The organism is Nocardia sp. NPDC058114 (genome assembly GCF_042884695.1).
In the GTDB taxonomy this organism is placed as follows: domain Bacteria; phylum Actinomycetota; class Actinomycetes; order Mycobacteriales; family Mycobacteriaceae; genus Nocardia.
Map to the genome: position 1 here is coordinate 682748 of NZ_JBHVTK010000002.1, position 17179 is coordinate 699926.

Consider the following 17179-nt stretch of genomic DNA (forward strand, 5'->3'; position numbering starts at 1 on the left):
GATTCACCGGTGATGGTGACCGTAGTTCAGTTGGTAGAGCACCAGGTTGTGATCCTGGATGTCGCGGGTTCGAGTCCCGTCGGTCACCCCGAAGAGAAGGCCCGGTCCACAAGGACCGGGCCTTCTTTGCTGTCTCGGCACCCCGCGGCTACGGACCGACCTGGGCGGCACCGCTTTCGGCGCGGCTCGCCCGGTGCCGTCGAACGGCCGACCGGTTCGCGCACGCCGGGCTACAGAAACGCTGCCTGCCGTTGCGCGAGGTGTCGGCGTACACCTGTGAGCACCCGTCCGCCGCGCAGACGCCGAGACGGTCCATCCCCAGCCCGGTGAGGTGCAATGCGGTGCCGACGGTGATCAGCGCCGCGATCTGGCGGTCCGTCGCCACCCCCGGGTCACGGAAATGCAGATGCCAGCCGTCGCCCACATGGTCGGTCAAGCGGGGCGCGGAGGCGTATTCGGCCAGCAGCACATTGAGCCGGGCCGCACGTTCGGCGCGGTCCGCGCACTCCACCACGCCCCGCCAGCGCCCTAGGAAGGCCGTTACCGACGTCAGATCGCCGTCGGACACCGGCGTGGACAGCACCAAGCCCGCCGCCGCGCAGCGTCGCGCCAACTCCGCGGCGTTCGAACACGGATCGTTGAGCAGGTCGACGCCCAGGAGCACCGGCTCACGCCCGTAATGGTTGTAATGCACAATGCCATTACATCAGACTCGAACCATGAACAGCCACCCCGCACACACCTGGCAGATCGAGTCACGCCACCGGACCAGCGAGGGCGTCGTGGCCTACCAACGCTGCCGCTGCGGCGCGCGCAGGGTGGTCGTCGACCAGCTGAGCGTCGCGTCCGAGATCCATCGCGACGAACCGGGCCTGGCCGCCGCCGGATAACTCGCACCACCATGACGAACATCACGTTTGACCGCTACACTTTGGACCGCTGCCCAGATGTGGGGCAGATCTCGCCATCGCGTCAGCGCTCGACCGGAAAGACCCCTTGATGAAGCGTTCCACCGTCGTCGCCGTCCTCGCGGCCGTCACCGTGCTCGGCCCCGTCGCCGGGACCGCCACGGCCTCGCCCGGCCTGCCCCTCACCGACTTCACGGCGGAGACCCCCATCGGCGACTTCGGCCTGCCGAGCGATCAGCCCGAATCCGGTTCGGCGCAGAGCGGCTCCACCACCGGCGTCGAAACCACCGGGTCCTCCGGGACCGGCTCGGCCGGCCTGCCCAACCTCGACCGCCTGCTGTTCGGCGGCCGCATTCTGTGCGGCGCCTTCGGTAGCGCGCTCGCGGTCGCGGGCGAGGCGATGATGGACTGCAGCGAACTTCCCACCCCGCTCTGAGCGGTCCACAGACACAACGAAGGGGCACCGGAAAATCCGGTGCCCCTTCGTTTTTCGTCTGTCGCGCGCCTACGGAGCGTCGGCGTTGCCCGCCTTCCATTCCGGCCACGCGATGTTCCAGTCACCCAGCCCGTCGACACCGGACAGGGTGCCGCCGACCGTGTTCTTGATGACGGTGATGTCACCGCGCTTGGCGTTCTCGTACACCCAGCGCGCATTCGCCGGACTCAGGTTCAGGCAGCCGTGACTGGAGTTGGAGTAGCCCTGCTGCCCCACCGACCACGGTGCCGAGTGGAAGAAGATGCCGCTGTAGGAGATTCGCGTCGCGTAGTCGACCGGCGTGCGGTACCCGTCGGACGAGTTCACCGCCACACCGTAGGTCGAGGAGTCCATGATGATCTTCTCGTGCCGGTCGCTGACGATGTAGACGCCGTTGTCGGTGGGCGTGCTGTCCTTACCCATCGAGGTGGGCATGGTCATGATCACCTGACCGTTCTTCTCCACCACCACCTGCTTGGTGTTGTCGTCGGCGGTGAAGACCACCGCGTCACCGATGGTGAAGAACGAATGGATGTTGTCCTGGCCGTACAGACCCTTGCCCAGATCCTTGCCGTAGACGTTCACATCGATGGTCACCTTGGTGCCCGGCGTCCAGTAGTGCTCTGGGCGCCACCGCACTTCGCGATTGTTCACCCAGTAGAAGGCACCCTCGACGGCGGGCTCGGTGGTGATCTTGATGGCCTCTTGGGCGGCACGGCGATCGGGGATGTTCTCGTCGAACTGGATCGCGACCGGCTGACCGATTCCCACCACTTCGCCCTCGCCGGGCAGCAGGTACGGCTTGGTCTGGCTCTTCGGCGAGCTGGTGGTGAAGCTCAGCGTCGAGGAGTTCGCGCCACCGAGCCCGATGGCCGAGGCCGTGAGCTTGTAGGTCTTGCCGTAGCCGAGCACCTCGGCGGTCGACCAGGAGCGCCCGTCCGCGGCCAGCTGACCCGCTACCGCGGCGCCCTGCTGGTTGGTCAGCGTCACGTCGGTGAACTTGCCGTCCTCGACCTGGAAGGCCATGGGCATGCCGGGCGAGACGCCGACCTGCCCGTCCTTGATGGTCGAGACGAGCTTCGGCTTGATGAGCTCGGCGAGGGGGTTGCGATCGATCGCCACCTCCACCCCGGTGCCCTCGGCGGCCGAGCAGGCCGACGCGCCGAGCGCGAACACCGCCAACAGCACCATCGGAACGATCGTCCGTAGCGACCGAGGTCGCCCCCGCTTCTTACCCATGTCAACCCCGTTTCCGTACCGACGCGATTACAGTGCGCCGCAGATCCCACCGACCCGAATCGCTAGAGCCATCCGTGTTGGCGGGGGGCGTTACGAACTCGACGTCTCGCCCATTCTGCCAGCTGGCCCGGCCGGTTCCAACGGGAAAGCCCCCGCGACACGACCAAGTCACAATCGTTAGATAGGTCCGGAGGTCGTCGGCGTTAACAACGCCAGATGTGCCGCATTGTTGCTGGTCAGCGCCCGATTTCACTTTCCGCCCCACGGCCTGCTAATGTTTGTTCCGCACCGGAGACGGGGCAAAGAACAAAGACATGCGCCATTAGCTCAATTGGCAGAGCAGCTGACTCTTAATCAGCGGGTTCGGGGTTCAAGTCCCTGATGGCGCACCACAACGAAGCCCCTGACCAGGTCCCATGGTCAGGGGCTTCGTTCGTTTCGGCCGCCGGCTAGGCCGTCACTGTTCAGTGATCTCGCTCACGAGGGGCAGAGTTGGCCACTTGCGCGACGCGCTTGCTCTCTGCAGTGTCACGGTGCCATGCGGCAGCACTGACAGCGATACCGAGAACAGTGACAGCGGCGGCGACCAGGTACACGACGCGCAGTCCGGCAGAGTCGATCACCTGCCCGCCGAACCAGCCCGCGAAGGCCGCGGCGAGCTGGTACGCCGAGGCGTTGACCGCGATAGCGAGCGTCGGGGCCCGCCTCGCGGTGTTCAGGACACGGGCCTGCATTCCCGGGATCACCGAGAAGCCGAGTGCACCCACCAGGAACACCATCACGCCGATGAGCACGGTCTGGCCGCTCACCGCCCACATCAGCAGCAACGCACAGGCCAGCAACACGAGCAGACCGAGCTGCGCACGTTTCGGTGAGCGGTCGGACAGTCTGCCGCCGACGACGTTGCCCACTGTGGCGCCGAGGCCGTAGACGAGGAGCATCACCGCCACAGCGCTGGAGGCGAACGTCGCGACCTCGGTCAGCAACGGCGCGAAATAGACGAACACCATCAGCACGCCCGCACTGCCGATCGCCGTGACGGCAATGGCCAGCTGAACGTCGCGATCGCCGAACACCCGCAATTCCGACCACGCCGACCCGCCGGAGTTCGCGACCTCCGGGACCGAGCGCAGCACGAGCACCAAGCCGAGAGCACATACCGCCGCAATCGCGAAAAACGGTGTACGCCAATCGAACCGATTGCCCAGCAGCGTCCCGATCGGTGCACCCAGCACCATTGCGATGTTCATCCCGAAGACCAACTTCGAGACCGTGGACGCCTGCTTGTCCGGCGGCGAGGTCGCGGTCGCGATGACGATCGCGTTCGCGAAGAACGTGGAGGTGACCAGCGCGGTGACAACGCGGGCAACGAAGAGGAGCTCATAGGAGGGCGCCAGCGCGGAGGCGACGTTGCCTGCCACCGCGATCAAGAGCAGCACGCTGATCAACGGTTTGCGCGAGTAGCGCGCAGTGAGCGCGGTGACGACCGGTCCACCGAAGATCATTCCGACGGCATAAGCGGTCACCAGAAGCCCGGCCGCCGAAATAGAGACGCCGAATTCAGCCGCGACATCGGGAAGGATTCCCGCGATCACGAATTCACCGGTCGTAATACCGAAGACGCACAATACGAGTGCGGCGAGACTTTGTCGCATGATTCCTATTTCTGCTGGTCAATCCGTGGCGGCAGCGAAATAAACCTTGCCAGCCCGGGCGATGCCTCACAACGGTGTAACTATCAGGATCTCGCCGTCATCGATAGAGTGTGGGTTATGGATGGGACAGGCTCGAGCTTGCAGGGCGACGACCCCACACCCCACCAACTCCGCCTGCTGCTGGTTCTCGCCGAGGAGCTGCATTTCGGCCGGGCAGCGCGCCGCGTGTACCTGACTCAGCCCGCACTCAGCCAGCAAATCCGGGCACTGGAGCAACGATTGGGAGTTCGGCTCTTCGATCGAACCAGCAGACGGGTAGAACTCACTCCTATCGCGCTGAAATTGCTACCGCTGGCTCGTTCGATAGTGGATTCCTCGGAGCAGTTGAGAGAAATGGCGAATCACGCCTCGACAGAGGCGAGAATATTGCGGATCGGGGTGTGCGAGAGTTTTACGGCACTCGGCCCGATCCGCCAGATCATCGATGGAATATCGACACGTTTTCCGGAACTGGGCCCTCGTGTGCAGGTGATCGACACGTTCACCGAGCAATTGGCCGCGCTGGAGCGCGGTGAAATCCATGCGGCGTTCGTCCATGTGCCTGTTCCATCGCATCTGCACGTCGTTCCACTCGTGGTCGAGCGCCGGGTCGCATGCCTGGCCGCGACGGATCCGCTGGCGCGACGAGAGTCGCTGCGCCTGGCCGATCTCGCACACCACGCGGTCGTCACGATGGTGCCCGAGTCGTTCCCGGAGGGACGTGCGTACTGGGCCGCCGACCCGCGGCCCGACGGCCGAGCCGTTCGCTATGCCACGGCCATGGGCACGACGTTCGAGTCGATGCTGGCGACCGTCGCACTGACCGGCGCGGTCGCCTTCGTCCCCGCCTCTGCCGCACAGTTGTACCCACGCCCCGACCTGCGCTTCGTGCCGGTCGACGCACTCGCCGACTGCACTTTCGGCATCGTATGGCGTTCGAGCGAGACGGACGAGCCCCGCATAGCCGGTCTGCGAGAGGTGGTAGCCGCAGTTGCCGGGCAACGGTCACGATCTCGTTATCGGACTGCCATGGACAATCCGGCGTGCTAGCGCTCAGAGCCCGATTCGGACTCGCTCTAGCTGCGCAAACCCCCGCAAAACCTGATTCGGGCAAACTTTTTCTGTGACGGCCGCCACGCAGATCAGAGTCGCAAACCTCCTGCATACATAACGATTCTGCAACTGCCCGGCAATGAACCAAGATCGGCAGCGTTTGCCGTTCAGGTTTCGTTCACCTTGCGTTAACCCGTCGTGACCATTCTGTCATCAGGTCACAAACGGACCTGCGGTTTGGTTAGCCCGGAAGTATCCAACCTCCGATAGCACCGAACAGCGCGTGGTCTCCCCGCAGCCAGCTGTGGAGCACCGTGCGACGCCAGCGATGAACTGCCATCGAGCGTTCGTCCCCCGACAGTGTCGCACCTTCCCATACAGACAGAAACAACGCATCGCCTGACCGGCGTGTACTCCCGTGCGCGCTGCGCGATCCATCGCGCCCTGATGCAGGGCCTGCGTCGCCAGACAGAGATGAAGGAACAGAAAAGCCATGCTCAACAAAGACAAGCTCAGCACCGTTATCGGCCGTCGCTCGCGCCGTGAGGCGTTCACCGTGGCAGTCGCCGCGGTCGGCCTGGTCGCCGTAGCCGCGTCCTCCGCCGTCTCGTTCGCCGACGACAGCGTTCCCGAGCGTGCCGCCATGGTCGTCGAGCAGGCGGAGAACATCCCCGCCGTCGGCGCCGCCCCCGCCATCCAGGCCATCCCGGCGCCCGCGCCGCAGGCCGCTCCCGCCCCGGCACCGGAGGCCGCCCCGGCTCCCGAGGCCGCCCCGGCCCCGATGCCCGAGGTGAAGTCCTACGAGGACAACCTGCACGGCTGGATCACCGAAGCGCTCGACATCATGGCCGCCAAGGGCATCCCCGGCAGCTACGAGGGCATCCACCGCAACATCATGCGCGAGTCGACCGGCAACCCCCAGGCGATCAACCTGTGGGACTCCAACGCCGCGATGGGCATCCCCTCCAAGGGCCTGCTCCAGGTGATCGACCCCACCTTCGCGACCTACCACGTCGAGGGCACCCCCTTCGACGTCTGGAACCCCGTGGCCAACATCGTCGCGGCCTGCAACTACGCGGCGCAGCGCTACGGCTCCATGGACAACGTCAACTCCGCTTACTGAGCAACCTGACGGGTGAACGCCCGCGCCCCGGTCATCGCCGACCGGAGCGCGGGCGTTCCGTCGTAGAATCGCCGTCGTGCCAGACAGCGCCGATCAGGCACCCGATCACGCGCATTCCGACGCGGCCACCGCCAGCCGCGTCGCCAAGGCCCGTCGCATGGCCGCCTACGTCTGGTCACGCGATATCCGCAGCGCCGAACTGCTCGCCCTGCCCGCGGCCACCCTGCGCAAGCTGGCCCGCGCCGCCGACACCAATCCGCCGAGCACCGGCGAAACCTGGCAGGTGGTCGCCGACCTCCTCGACCAGAAGGACGCCTGGGCGGCCCGCAACCCCCGGCACGCCGCCGCGGTGCGCACCCACGCCGACGAGAAGCTGCTGTGGGTCAAGCCCCCGGTGAAGCCGTGGGAGTCCTAACACTGCGCCTCAGGCGAGCAGCAGGCCGACGGCCAGCGCGAGCATGACCACGGCGATCAGCGAATCCAGGACACGCCACGCGCTCGGGCGCGCGAAGACCGGACCGAGCCGGCGAGCACCGTAGCCGAGGGCGCCGAACCACAGGACGCTGGCGAGCATGGCTCCGGCGGCGAGGAACCAGCGGTCGGGCGCCGCGTAGGTGCTGGCGAAGGAACCGAGCAGGACCAGCGTGTCGAGATACACGTGCGGGTTGAGCCAGGTCAGCGCCAGACAGGTGAGTACGGACGCGCCGACGGCCACCGAGGCACCCGCCGCGTCGGTGATCAGGGTCGACGAACCCAGGGCGCGCCGAGCCGCCAGCAGCGCGTAGCCGACCAGAAAGGCCGCCCCCGCGTACCGGGCGACGGTCAGCACCGCCGGAAACGACTCGACGACCGCCCCGAATCCGGCCACGCCCGCGCCGATCAACACGATGTCGGACACCGCGCACACCGCGATCACCGGCAACACGTGCTGCCCACGCACCCCCTGGCGCAGCACGAACGCGTTCTGCGCGCCGATGGCCACGATGAGCGAGAGCCCGAAGCCCAATCCGGAGAGGGCGGCCGACGCCGCCGATGATGCCGTCACAGCTCTCGACGTTAAGAGTCCGTCAATTTACAGTCCAGCTAATGATTCTTCACAACCATTAGAGTTGCTTCAGTGGATTTCCAACTGGACCAGTTGCGCGCCCTCAACGCCGTCCTCACCGAGGGCACGTTCGACGCGGCCGCCCGTCGGCTCGACCTCACCCCGTCGGCCATCAGCCAGCGAATCAAAGCGCTGGAGGAATCGGCGGGACGTGTGCTGGTGCAACGCTCGAAACCGGTGCGCCCCACCGAATCCGGGCTCGCGGTGCTGCGTCTGGCCCGGCAGGTGGAATTGCTCGCGGGCGACACCGCGCGCGAACTCGGCGATGCCGACCGCCCCGCCGACCGGCCGATCCGCATCCCGATCGCCGTCAACGCCGACTCCCTCGAATCGTGGGTCATGCCCGCGCTCGCGAGCGTGCCCGCCGGGATCTCCTTCGACCTGCACCGCGAAGACGAGGAACACACCACCCGGTTGCTGCGCGACGGCACGGTGACCGCCGCGATCACCGCCACCGCCACACCGGTGCAGGGCTGCACCGTGGCCCCGCTGGGGGCGATGCGCTACCGCCCCACGGCGACACCGCGGTTCGTCCGCACCTGGTTCCCCGACGGCCCGACCTCCGCCGCGTATGCCCACGCGCCCGTCGTGCACTTCGATCGCAAAGACGATCTCCAGCTCCGCCAGCTACGCCGGCGCACCCGTCGCCAGGTCGATCCGCCGGGTCACTACGTGCCCTCGTCGAGCGCGTTCGCCGATGCGGTGCGGCTCGGCCTCGGCTGGGGCATGCTGCCCGACCTGCAAACCGGGAAAGACCGCACCGCAGGCACTTTGGTCAACATCGACGGTGATTCCCACATCGATGTCCCGCTGTACTGGCAGCAGTGGAAGCTGCACTCCCCCGCCCTCGCCGCCGTCGCCACCGCGATCGCCGCGGCCGCCGCGTCGGCGCTGACCACGAGCTGACCGGCCCTCGGCTCAGGCGTCGTCGAGATCCGGGACCAGGCGCAGTCCCCACTGATTGGCGCAGTTGGTACACACCCACGTCCCGTTCATCTCCCGATAGGTGAACGTGTCGTCACAGGCGGGGCAGTTCGGCGAATCGGTCATCGAAGATCCTTGTGAGTGGTGAATTATCGAGCAGCGGAGAGGAATTCGATCAGGATGCGGTTGACCTCGTCGGGTCGCTCCAGATATCCGTAGTGCCCGCACCGTTCGATCTCGGTATAGGTGGCGGTCGGGATCGCCTCGGCGACCTCCCGGCAGAACCGCGGCGGCACCATCTGATCATCGGCGAACCCGACCACCAAGCTGGGCACCGAGATCCCCCGATACGCCTGCCGCCGGTCCTGCGACCGATCCATTGCCGCTTGCGCCCGAGTGCCGGGGGTTCCCTTCCCCGAGGTGAATTCGAAGATATCGAGCCACTCCTGCGCCTTGGCCGGATCGGCCAGAGTGTGTGGCGACAGATTGATCATCGCCTTGACGGCGGCCGCGTATTCCGGCGGTAGCTGAATCCCCTTGTCGAACAACGCCTGCTCGCCCTTGCTGAGGGTGCTCGTCACCGGATACGGCCGCGCGGTGGCGGCGAACATGACCGCCCGGCGCAGCAACTCCGGCCGGGCCAGCGCGAGTTCGGCGACGATCCGCGAGCCCATCGAGGTACCGACCACATGCGCCGGAGCCCCTAGGTGCTCGATCAGCGCGGCGGTATCACCGACCAGCTGCGCCATGGTGATCCCCGATGCCGACTCCGACGACGGCGCGATCCCCCGATTGTCGACAGTGGCGACGGTGAACCCCGCCTTGACCAGGGCGGGCACCTGATAGGTGCGCCAGACACGTCCAGGACTCCCACTACCCATCACGAGCAGGACAAGCGGTCCCGAACCGGTGACGTCGTAGCTGAGCTGGATGCCGTTGAGCGAGGCGATGGGCATATCTCAACGTACCGCCACGACAGGGCGGGCTCGACATCGAGGACAGCCACGCACCTGCCTCAGCGCACCGCGGCGAAATAGGCGGTGCGAACGGCGACAGTCGCGGGCGCGGGGAAGTCGGGTGCGCCGGATCCGAGTGGCCCGATCCTGACCTGCCAGGTGCTGGTCGAGGTGTCGATGGCGGTGCGGGCGGTGGACGGCTGGAGGACGACGTCGTTGCCGCCGTCGCAGGAGTAGGCGCCGACCAGGCCGTCGGAGCGGCCGCCCCAGGCGCCGCCGACGCGGATGCGGCAGTGGCGGCCGTCGGCGAGTTCGAGTGCCCACGGCTCGGGCGACGCGGTTTTGCCGATATCGGCGACCGGCGGGTCGACGGTGTACCGGCGCAGACCGCGCTGCCACGGATCGTTCGCGCACAGCAGGGAGGCCTTGTCGGGACCCGCCCAGCACACGTTGGCCGAGTCGGCGGAAGCACCGCATTCGTAGATGCCCGCGGTGGTGGCCGAGCGACTCGGCGACATGTGGGAGCAGTCGAGGACGCCGACCGGAGTGGAGCCGGACACGGTGAAACCGTTGGACGGCTGACCCGCGGCGTCGACGGCGACCAGCGAGACGACGTCGGTCGCGACCGGCGGCTGTGGCGCGGTGGTGCCGGGGAGGCTGCTCGGTGCGCCCTGACCGGTCGGGCGAGGGCCCGGCGTCGTCGGAACGACGGTGATCACCGGCGACCGATCCGGTGCGGTCGTCGGACCGCCCGCACCGGGCAGTTCGGTGGCGGGCGCACCAGAACCCCAGGAGCCACCGCGAGCGGTCGTCGTCGCCGGTTGCGCGGTGCCGTCTTCGGTCGAGCACCCCGCGACCGACAACGCACACAGCATGCCCATCGAAACGATGTATCCGGCTGTCTTCATGCCACCACCCCTGCGTGCGAAGTTCGAGCCCTCTCTACTGCGCATCGGGTCGGTGGCCCGAATCGTTAACCGGCCGAATCGCTTCGGGCCTCACTCGCCGCGATCACTTTGCCTGCCAGCGAGCGGATCGCCGTGCTCTCCGCGTCGGTCATCCGGTCGACGAACACCTCCCGCACCAATTCGACATGCTCGGGTGCGGCCTCGCGCAACACCGTGCGGCCTGCCTCGGTCAGCGACACGACGATTCCGCGCGCGTCGTCCTCGGCCTGCACTCGATCGACGAGTCCGCGAGCGGCCATGCGGGCCACATGCTTGGACAACCGGGACTTGTCCCAGCAGACCTGGGCGGCCAGCTCCTTGGCTCGCAGGCATCCGTCGGGTGCCGCCGACAGCGGGACCAGCAGCTCGTAGTCGGCCATCGATAGTCCGTATTCGCCCAGACCCGCGGCCAGGACGGCGTCGAGTCGCTGACGCATGAGGATGTAGGACTGCCATGTCTGCTGCTCTTCTTCGGACAACCATCTGGGCACGGGAATGATTCTAGAACTCTGTTGGTTGACATGGAAACCAACAGCCTGACGAAGCTCCCAGGAGGCACCCCATGCCAGCTATCACCGTCGACGACATCATGGTGCTGCCCCGGCTGCCCCGCCCCGATGTCACCGAGACCCAGCGCCCGGTACGCCAGATCGTCACCGCCGCGCGCCAGCAGGAGGGCGCCGGCTTCGAGGTGACCCGGCCGTTCCCCAGCGTCGACCTACGCTCGGCCGACCCGTTCATCCTGCTCGACCAGATGGGCCCGGTCGCCTACGAGCCGTATGCGGCCAAGGGCGCGCCGTGGCACCCGCACCGTGGCTTCGAAACCGTCACCTACATGCTCGACGGCACCATGGTCCACCACGATTCCCAAGGTGGCGGCGGCGTCATCGGCGAGGGCGACACCCAGTGGATGACCGCGGGCTCGGGCATGCTGCACGACGAACTGCCCGAGGAGAAGCTCGTCATCTCCGGCGGCACGTTCCACGGAATCCAGCTGTGGGTGAACCTGCCGCGGGCGAACAAATTCGCCACCCCGCGCTACCAGGACCTGCGCGCGAGCGAACTGACCCTGGTGAGCTCGCACGACGGCGGCGCGCTCGTGCGCGTCATCGCCGGCGAGTTCGCCGGTTTCTCCGGCCCCGGCTCCACCTACACCCCGATCGCCTACGCGCACGCCTCGCTCGTCCCCGGCGCCCAGCTGGAGACGCCGTGGCCGAAGGACTTCACCGCGATGGCCTATGTGCTGTCGGGCAGCGGCACGGTCGGCGTCGATCGCAGGCCGATCAGCGCCGGGCAACTGGTGGTCTTCGGCAAGGGCGACGCCCTCACCCTGACCGCCGATCTCACCCAGCACAGCACCACCGGCGATCTCGAGGTCCTGCTACTCGGCGGAACTCCGTTGCGCGAACCGGTGATTCAATACGGGCCGTTCGTGATGAACACTCGGGAGGAAATCATCGAGGCGATGGAGGATTTCAACGCGGGTCGCATGGGCACCATCCCGGCCGAACACCTGACCGGGCGCAGACTGGGTGAATAACCGACCGAGACTCCCGGCGAATCCTCGGGTCGCGTGCGGTTGACAATCGGTCGCCCCGTCACAAAGGTGGACGGGGCTACCGGCCACATCGTGGCCGTGACCACACCCGAACCGCAGCAGACATAGAGGAATTCATGAACGTTCGTCGGCTCACCGTCAGCCTTGCCGCCGTAGGGCTCGCCCTGATCGCCGCTCCCGTCTCCCACGCCGACCCGGTATCGGGCTCGGCGGGTACCGGTTCGTCCAGCTTCGACTCCATCCTCGGAGCGACCGGCTCGGCCAACCTGGTCCAGTCCGGTTCGGCCGGTGGCGCGTTCCGCAGCTGCGACGACGCGATGGCCGCAGGCCGCGCGCCGCTGTTCCGTGGCGAGCCGGGCTACTCCCCGCACCTCGACCCCGATGGCGACGGCCTGGCCTGCCCCACGCAGTAAAGCCACAAAAAACACCCGATGTGACTCGTTGGCACATCGGGTGTTTTTTGTTGTCCGGCCTGCTGATTCAGCGGCGGAAGATCTTGATCAGCACCAGGCCGGCCACGAGGGCGCCCGCTCCGATCAGCGTGTATTTGACCTTCGGCTCGTTCAACTTGGCGACCACCATCGTCTTGGTGTCTTCCGCGATCCGTTGCGGATCCGCGCGCACCGCCAGTTCGTCGAGCGTGGTCGCCAACCGGGTACGCGCGATCTCGATCTCGCGTTCGATCCGGTCGGTGTCGTCCTTGGCCACCGTCACCTCCAGGTATATGTCTTGCTGCTCGTCACCGAGTCTATCCATGCGCCTCGCGGACCCGGTCGGTTACCGTGCGGTGGTGACCGACAACCATCGCCTCTCCCCCGGAGACACCGCCCCCGAATTCACGCTGCCCGACGCCGACGGCAAGGACGTGTCGCTGTCGGATTACCGCGGCCGCAAGGTGATCGTCTACTTCTACCCCGCCGCCAGCACCCCCGGCTGCACCAAGCAGGCCTGCGACTTCCGCGACAATCTGGCCGAGCTGGGCGGCGCGGGCCTCGAGGTGCTCGGCATCTCTCCCGACAAGCCCGCCAAGCTGGCCAAGTTCCGCGACAACGAGAACCTGACCTTCCCGCTGCTCTCGGACCCCGAGCGCGAGGTGCTCAAAGAATGGGGCGCCTTCGGCGAGAAGATGATGTACGGCAAGACCGTGACGGGTGTGATCCGCTCGACGTTCGTGGTCGACGAGAAGGGCAAGATCGAGGTTGCCCAGTACAACGTCCGCGCCACCGGGCACGTCGCGAAGTTGCGCCGCGACCTGTCGGTCTAGTCGCCGAAGGTGGCGATGAAGACCTCGTAACCGTCGAGCAAACGGGCGAGGCCGAACTCGAAGTCGGCCCTCTCCCAGTCGATATCGTCATCGTCGAACGCGGCATGGGAGAGGGCGGCCGACACCGAGGGGAAGCGCTGCGGGTCGAGCACCCTGGCCATCACCGAGGCGAAGTCGCCGCCCTCTTCCTCCTGCAGATCCCGGAGGAACCGCCGTTTACCGACCACGAACATCGACACGTTCATCACCAGCTGGAGCTTGATCGGCTCCGGCACGGCCGCTTCGGCGAGAACCCGCAGCGCGGTTTCGAGCCAGGCCATGTTGTTCGGCCCCATCGGCGGCCTGCTCAGCGGGATGTCCAACCACCACAGATGACGGCCGAGCCGCTCGAACTCGGCCAGCGCCCACCGCTCGAGACCCACCCGCCACGGCGTTCCCGCGGCGATCTCGGGCGGGGCCCCCACCACGCGATCCATCAGCAGGTCGACCAGCGTGTTCTTGCTGTCGACGTACCGATACAGCGACATCGCGGTGAAGCCGAGCTGCTTGGCGACCCGATTCATCGACAGCGCCGCGAAACCCTCCGCATCGGCCACTTCGGTCGCGGCGTCGAGGATCTGATCCAGGGTGAGCCCGCGTTTGGGCCCCCTGCCGCCGGGTTGCTCGCGCCCCCACATCAGCTCGACCGCTTTCGGTAGCGCCGTGTCGCCGGACGTCGTCATCTGCCTCCTCTGCTCGCCTCGACTCTAACCCGCGCGCTCTTGCGCTCAAGAACTGTTTAGCCTATAAACTGTGTTTATTACATAAACAGTTTCTCGATCGGAGAGAACTCATGACATCGCCACCACCGCCCGCACTCTCGATCCGCCGATTGCACAAGACCTACGGCTCCCATGTCGTCCTGGACGACCTCGACCTGGACATCACCGCGGGCACCGTCTTCGCCCTGCTCGGACCCAACGGTGCGGGCAAGACCACGCTGGTCCGCATCCTGGCCACCCTCAGCAAGCCCGATCGCGGCGACGTCAGGCTCTTCGAACACGACCTGGCGCAAGCCCCCGATACGATCCGGCGCCTGATCGGCGTCACCGGTCAGTACGCCGCCGTCGACGGGGTACTCACCGGCGCCGAGAACCTGCGCCTCACCGGCAGGCTGCTGCACCTCGGCAAGGACGAGACCCGACGCCGTGGCGACGCACTCCTGGAACGCTTCGACCTGGTCGACGCCGCCGACAAGCCGGTCGCCTCCTACTCGGGCGGCATGCGGCGCAGGCTCGACCTCGCGATGAGCCTGATGGGTGAGCCACGCATGGTCTTCCTCGACGAACCCACCACCGGCCTCGACCCACGGAGCCGACGCGATCTGTGGTCCGCCATCAGGGAATTGGCGGCCGAGGGGACAACCATCCTGCTCACCACCCAGTACCTGGAGGAAGCCGATCAGCTCGCCGACCGGATCGCCGTACTCGACCACGGCCGGATCGTCGCCGATGGCACCCCGGCCGAACTCAAACGCCTCGTGCCGGGCGGCCACATCCGGTTCCGCTTCGCCGATCGCGGACTGCTGACCGCCGCGACCAACGCGCTCGACACCGCGACCGGCGCCCACCCCGATCCCGAACAGCTGACCCTGCAGGTGCCCTCGGACGGCAGCGCCGTCGAGATCAAGCGGCTACTCGACCGTCTCGCCGAACTCGATATCGCGATCGAGCAGCTCACTGTCCACACCCCCGACCTCGACGACGTGTTCTTCGCGTTGACCGGTCAGCCCGGACGAACCGAGGTCGCGGCATGAACGCCACGCGCACACTGCAGGATTCGGCCACCATGCTGGACCGCAATATCCGCCACACCCTGCGCAGCCCCGACACGATGATCATGACGGTCGTGCTGCCGGTGATGATCCTGCTGATGTTCGTGTTCGTCTTCGGTGGCGCCATGGACGTGGGTCCCGGTGCCTACATCGACTACGTGGTACCCGGAATCATCCTGCTGTGTGCGAGTTTCGGGGCGTCCACCACGGCGCTCGCGCTGTCCACCGACGTGGCCGAGGGCATCATCGACCGGTTCCGCACCATGGCCATCGCCCGGTCGGCGGTACTCACCGGGCACGTCGCCGAGAGCGTGATCCGCAATCTGATCACCTCCGCGATCGTGATCGGGGTGGCGGTGGTGCTCGGTTTCCGCCCGACCACCGATCCACTGCGCTGGCTGGGCGTTTTCGGTGTGCTGGCGATGTTCGTGTTCGCGCTGTCATGGTTGGCGGCCGCGTTGGGCCTACTCGCCCCGAACCCGGAGGCGGCCAACGGCTTCACCTTCGTGTTCATGTTCCTGCCCTATGTGAGTTCGGCGTTCGTGCCGACCTCGTCGATGCCGACGTGGCTGCACTGGTACGCCGAGAATCAGCCGGTGACCCCGGTGATCGAGACGCTGCGCGGGTTGTCGATGGGCACGCCGATCGGCAACAGCTGGGTGCTCGCGGTGCTGTGGTGTGCCGGCATCGGGCTCGTCGGGTACATCGCGGCGGGGGCGCTGTTCCGTCGGCAGAGCAACGTCTGAGAACGACGAAGGGGCAGCGCGTGCGCTGCCCCTTCGTGGTGGAGACGATCAGTCGGCGGACGCCGTGTGCGGGCCCTGCGGCATGGGCGCCTGCGCGGGCTGCATCCCGAGCGGAATGCCGGTGCCGGGCAGGGTCGGTGCGGCGGCGGGAATCTGCGGAACCACGGGAACAGCGGGTTCGAGCGGAAGCGGGTCTTCCTGTGGCGCGTCCCCGTACAGCTGGGTCGGGTAGTCGAGCGGGAACTCGCCCGGGTTCACCAGTTGCGGATTCGGCGACACCGTTTCGTACGGCGACGTGGGCGATTCTTCCACCGGGCTCACCTGCAACCCGCTACCGGAACCCACACCGCCGCTCGACCCGGACTCCACCGAGGCGGCTTCATGTGTCTGGGGGGCTTGCGGAATGACCGGCGCCGACGCGGCACCGGGCTCCGACGACACGGCCGTGTTGTCGACCGCGGGCGGCCCGCTGTTGATCACCGCGTACGAACCACCCGCCACGAGCCCGCCCGCGAGCACACTCGCCGCCGCGGCGACCATCGCCGTCCCACGCTTGGACCGCGACCCGGTCGAGATCGGCACCACGACGGTATCGCCGAGCGCGACCAGCGCGGCACCGGCGGCGGGCGCGAACGGCGCCAACCGGCACGGCAGCACCGGCACCCCGAATCCGGCGACCGCGTCGCGCACCGCGGGTGCGTCCGACGACGAGCCGACCAGCACCACCGCGGCCGGCTTCACCGACGCCGCCTCGAACTGATCCCACCCCGCCGACACTCCGGCGCGCAATGCGTCGGGTGTGGGTGCGCCGGTCTGCGAGTAGGCGGCGAGCACACGGTGCCGACCCTGGTCGATCAGTGTCATCGCCTGGTAGCCCGGCACCGCCTCGTAGACGAGCAGATTGTCGAACTCGTCGAGCCAGGTCATCGCGCCCGCGACGAACAGATGCGACGATTTCGCCGAAACCAGCGAGGCCGTGCGCCATTGGGTCTCCGCCAGGCGGGTCACGATCGCGCGCCGTTCGACGGCGTCGCGGTAACTCACTGCCACCCCGGCGATCTCGTGCTCGTCGTCGAGCTCGGTCGCGATCGCGTCGAGGGCGGTGTGTACCGCTGCCGCCACTTCGGCCTTACCGTCTCCGTTGGCACGGACGGTGCGCCGCAGCAGCATCCGATCCGTGAGAGTGACGCCCGATTCGGCGAACGCCACCGCGTGCACGGCTCCCCGTTCGGTGCTGACGCCGAGGGTTACCACAGATCCTGCTGCCACAAGTCTTGCCTTCCCCTGTGCGAAACGGTGCGGGACGGGACCACGCAGGGTCCGTCACTTCGCGGTAGGTCTGGTGCGGCGTGAGCTGGCTAGCCGCGAATAAGC

General features: G+C 67.1%; 22 protein-coding genes and 2 tRNA genes. 13 read left to right on the forward strand and 11 right to left on the reverse strand.

Annotation, left to right across the window (positions count from 1 at the left end; translation table 11 throughout):
* The first annotated feature begins 15 nt into the window (after positions 1-15).
* Positions 16-88: transfer RNA gene (locus ACFVVI_RS11705), tRNA-His, on the forward strand.
* Positions 89-148: 60 nt separating this feature from the next.
* On the opposite strand, the gene ACFVVI_RS11710 is transcribed toward ACFVVI_RS11705, so the two are convergent.
* Complete coding sequence (locus ACFVVI_RS11710) at positions 149-694, reverse strand: CGNR zinc finger domain-containing protein (RefSeq protein WP_387445219.1); 546 nt, start codon at positions 692-694, stop codon at positions 149-151.
* 25 nt (positions 695-719) lie between these two features.
* On the opposite strand from ACFVVI_RS11710, the gene ACFVVI_RS11715 reads away from it, so the two are divergent.
* Together ACFVVI_RS11715 and ACFVVI_RS11720 are read left to right on the forward strand one after the other, a co-directional pair.
* On the forward strand, positions 720-890 hold the full coding sequence (locus ACFVVI_RS11715) for a hypothetical protein (RefSeq protein ID WP_378994526.1): 171 nt from the start codon (positions 720-722) through the stop codon (positions 888-890).
* 109 nt (positions 891-999) lie between these two features.
* A complete protein-coding gene (locus ACFVVI_RS11720; RefSeq protein ID WP_378994528.1) occupies positions 1000-1344 on the forward strand; it encodes a hypothetical protein in 345 nt (114 codons plus the stop codon).
* A 69-nt stretch (positions 1345-1413) separates the two neighbouring features.
* Here the strand turns inward: ACFVVI_RS11720 and ACFVVI_RS11725 are convergent, their stop codons facing one another.
* On the reverse strand, positions 1414-2622 hold the full coding sequence (locus ACFVVI_RS11725) for an Ig-like domain-containing protein (protein ID WP_378994530.1): 1209 nt from the start codon (positions 2620-2622) through the stop codon (positions 1414-1416).
* 316 nt (positions 2623-2938) lie between these two features.
* Between ACFVVI_RS11725 and ACFVVI_RS11730 the strand changes: the two genes are divergently transcribed.
* Positions 2939-3014, forward strand: a tRNA-Lys gene (locus ACFVVI_RS11730).
* Positions 3015-3086: 72 nt separating this feature from the next.
* On the opposite strand, the gene ACFVVI_RS11735 is transcribed toward ACFVVI_RS11730, so the two are convergent.
* Positions 3087-4277, reverse strand: coding sequence for an MFS transporter (locus tag ACFVVI_RS11735; RefSeq protein WP_387445222.1), 1191 nt, complete (start codon positions 4275-4277; stop codon positions 3087-3089).
* Here ACFVVI_RS11735 and ACFVVI_RS11740 point away from each other — a divergent pair.
* The 3 genes from ACFVVI_RS11740 to ACFVVI_RS11750 all read left to right on the forward strand — a co-directional run bounded on the left by ACFVVI_RS11740 (position 4269) and on the right by ACFVVI_RS11750 (position 6907).
* Entirely contained in the window at positions 4269-5366 is a 1098-nt protein-coding gene (locus tag ACFVVI_RS11740) for a LysR family transcriptional regulator (protein WP_387445223.1), read from the forward strand. The two genes, ACFVVI_RS11735 and ACFVVI_RS11740, sit on opposite strands and share 9 nt — an antisense overlap.
* A 496-nt stretch (positions 5367-5862) precedes the next feature.
* Positions 5863-6492, forward strand: a complete 630-nt coding sequence (locus ACFVVI_RS11745) for a transglycosylase SLT domain-containing protein (RefSeq protein ID WP_378659547.1) — start codon at positions 5863-5865, stop codon at positions 6490-6492.
* Between the two features lie 76 nt (positions 6493-6568).
* A complete protein-coding gene (locus ACFVVI_RS11750; protein WP_387445225.1) occupies positions 6569-6907 on the forward strand; it encodes a hypothetical protein in 339 nt (112 codons plus the stop codon).
* Positions 6908-6916: 9 nt separating this feature from the next.
* Here ACFVVI_RS11750 and ACFVVI_RS11755 read toward each other — a convergent pair whose 3' ends face one another.
* Positions 6917-7537: a LysE/ArgO family amino acid transporter gene (locus ACFVVI_RS11755; RefSeq protein WP_387445226.1), complete on the reverse strand. Its 621-nt coding sequence runs from the start codon at positions 7535-7537 to the stop codon at positions 6917-6919.
* A 72-nt stretch (positions 7538-7609) separates the two neighbouring features.
* Here ACFVVI_RS11755 and ACFVVI_RS11760 point away from each other — a divergent pair, with 72 nt between their 5' ends.
* Positions 7610-8503 carry a LysR family transcriptional regulator ArgP gene (locus ACFVVI_RS11760; protein ID WP_387445228.1) on the forward strand — a complete coding sequence of 298 codons (894 nt, stop codon included), beginning with the start codon at positions 7610-7612 and terminating at the stop codon, positions 8501-8503.
* A gap of 12 nt (positions 8504-8515) precedes the next feature.
* Here the strand turns inward: ACFVVI_RS11760 and ACFVVI_RS11765 are convergent, their stop codons facing one another.
* The 4 genes from ACFVVI_RS11765 to ACFVVI_RS11780 all read right to left on the reverse strand — a co-directional run bounded on the left by ACFVVI_RS11765 (position 8516) and on the right by ACFVVI_RS11780 (position 10915).
* Positions 8516-8647 carry a hypothetical protein gene (locus tag ACFVVI_RS11765; protein WP_378994542.1) on the reverse strand — a complete coding sequence of 44 codons (132 nt, stop codon included), beginning with the start codon at positions 8645-8647 and terminating at the stop codon, positions 8516-8518.
* A gap of 23 nt (positions 8648-8670) precedes the next feature.
* Complete coding sequence (locus ACFVVI_RS11770) at positions 8671-9477, reverse strand: alpha/beta fold hydrolase (protein ID WP_378994544.1); 807 nt, start codon at positions 9475-9477, stop codon at positions 8671-8673.
* A gap of 59 nt (positions 9478-9536) precedes the next feature.
* Entirely contained in the window at positions 9537-10385 is an 849-nt protein-coding gene (locus tag ACFVVI_RS11775) for a hypothetical protein (RefSeq protein WP_387445230.1), read from the reverse strand.
* Between the two features lie 65 nt (positions 10386-10450).
* Positions 10451-10915, reverse strand: coding sequence for a MarR family winged helix-turn-helix transcriptional regulator (locus ACFVVI_RS11780; protein ID WP_378994548.1), 465 nt, complete (start codon positions 10913-10915; stop codon positions 10451-10453).
* A 71-nt stretch (positions 10916-10986) separates the two neighbouring features.
* On the opposite strand from ACFVVI_RS11780, the gene ACFVVI_RS11785 reads away from it, so the two are divergent.
* Complete coding sequence (locus ACFVVI_RS11785) at positions 10987-11964, forward strand: pirin family protein (RefSeq protein WP_378629850.1); 978 nt, start codon at positions 10987-10989, stop codon at positions 11962-11964.
* Positions 11965-12098: 134 nt separating this feature from the next.
* Entirely contained in the window at positions 12099-12395 is a 297-nt protein-coding gene (locus ACFVVI_RS11790; RefSeq protein WP_378629849.1) for an excalibur calcium-binding domain-containing protein, read from the forward strand.
* 67 nt (positions 12396-12462) lie between these two features.
* On the opposite strand, the gene ACFVVI_RS11795 is transcribed toward ACFVVI_RS11790, so the two are convergent.
* Positions 12463-12738: a DUF3618 domain-containing protein gene (locus ACFVVI_RS11795; protein WP_379313854.1), complete on the reverse strand. Its 276-nt coding sequence runs from the start codon at positions 12736-12738 to the stop codon at positions 12463-12465.
* Positions 12739-12772: 34 nt separating this feature from the next.
* Between ACFVVI_RS11795 and bcp the strand changes: the two genes are divergently transcribed.
* Complete coding sequence (gene bcp / locus ACFVVI_RS11800; RefSeq protein WP_378994552.1) at positions 12773-13246, forward strand: thioredoxin-dependent thiol peroxidase; 474 nt, start codon at positions 12773-12775, stop codon at positions 13244-13246.
* Here the strand turns inward: bcp and ACFVVI_RS11805 are convergent.
* The gene (locus tag ACFVVI_RS11805) at positions 13243-13968 is read right to left on the reverse strand and encodes a TetR/AcrR family transcriptional regulator (RefSeq protein WP_387445232.1); all 726 of its coding nucleotides are present in this window, start codon (positions 13966-13968) and stop codon (positions 13243-13245) included. The genes bcp and ACFVVI_RS11805 overlap by 4 nt on opposite strands.
* Before the next feature lie 110 nt (positions 13969-14078).
* Here ACFVVI_RS11805 and ACFVVI_RS11810 point away from each other — a divergent pair, with 110 nt between their 5' ends.
* Complete coding sequence (locus ACFVVI_RS11810) at positions 14079-15041, forward strand: ATP-binding cassette domain-containing protein (RefSeq protein WP_387445234.1); 963 nt, start codon at positions 14079-14081, stop codon at positions 15039-15041.
* A complete protein-coding gene (locus ACFVVI_RS11815) occupies positions 15038-15805 on the forward strand; it encodes an ABC transporter permease (protein ID WP_379313851.1) in 768 nt (255 codons plus the stop codon). The genes ACFVVI_RS11810 and ACFVVI_RS11815 overlap by 4 nt, the downstream gene beginning before the upstream one ends.
* A gap of 48 nt (positions 15806-15853) precedes the next feature.
* Here the strand turns inward: ACFVVI_RS11815 and ACFVVI_RS11820 are convergent, their stop codons facing one another.
* The gene (locus ACFVVI_RS11820) at positions 15854-17074 is read right to left on the reverse strand and encodes a hypothetical protein (RefSeq protein WP_379318487.1); all 1221 of its coding nucleotides are present in this window, start codon (positions 17072-17074) and stop codon (positions 15854-15856) included.
* Between the last annotated feature and the right edge of the window lie 105 nt (positions 17075-17179).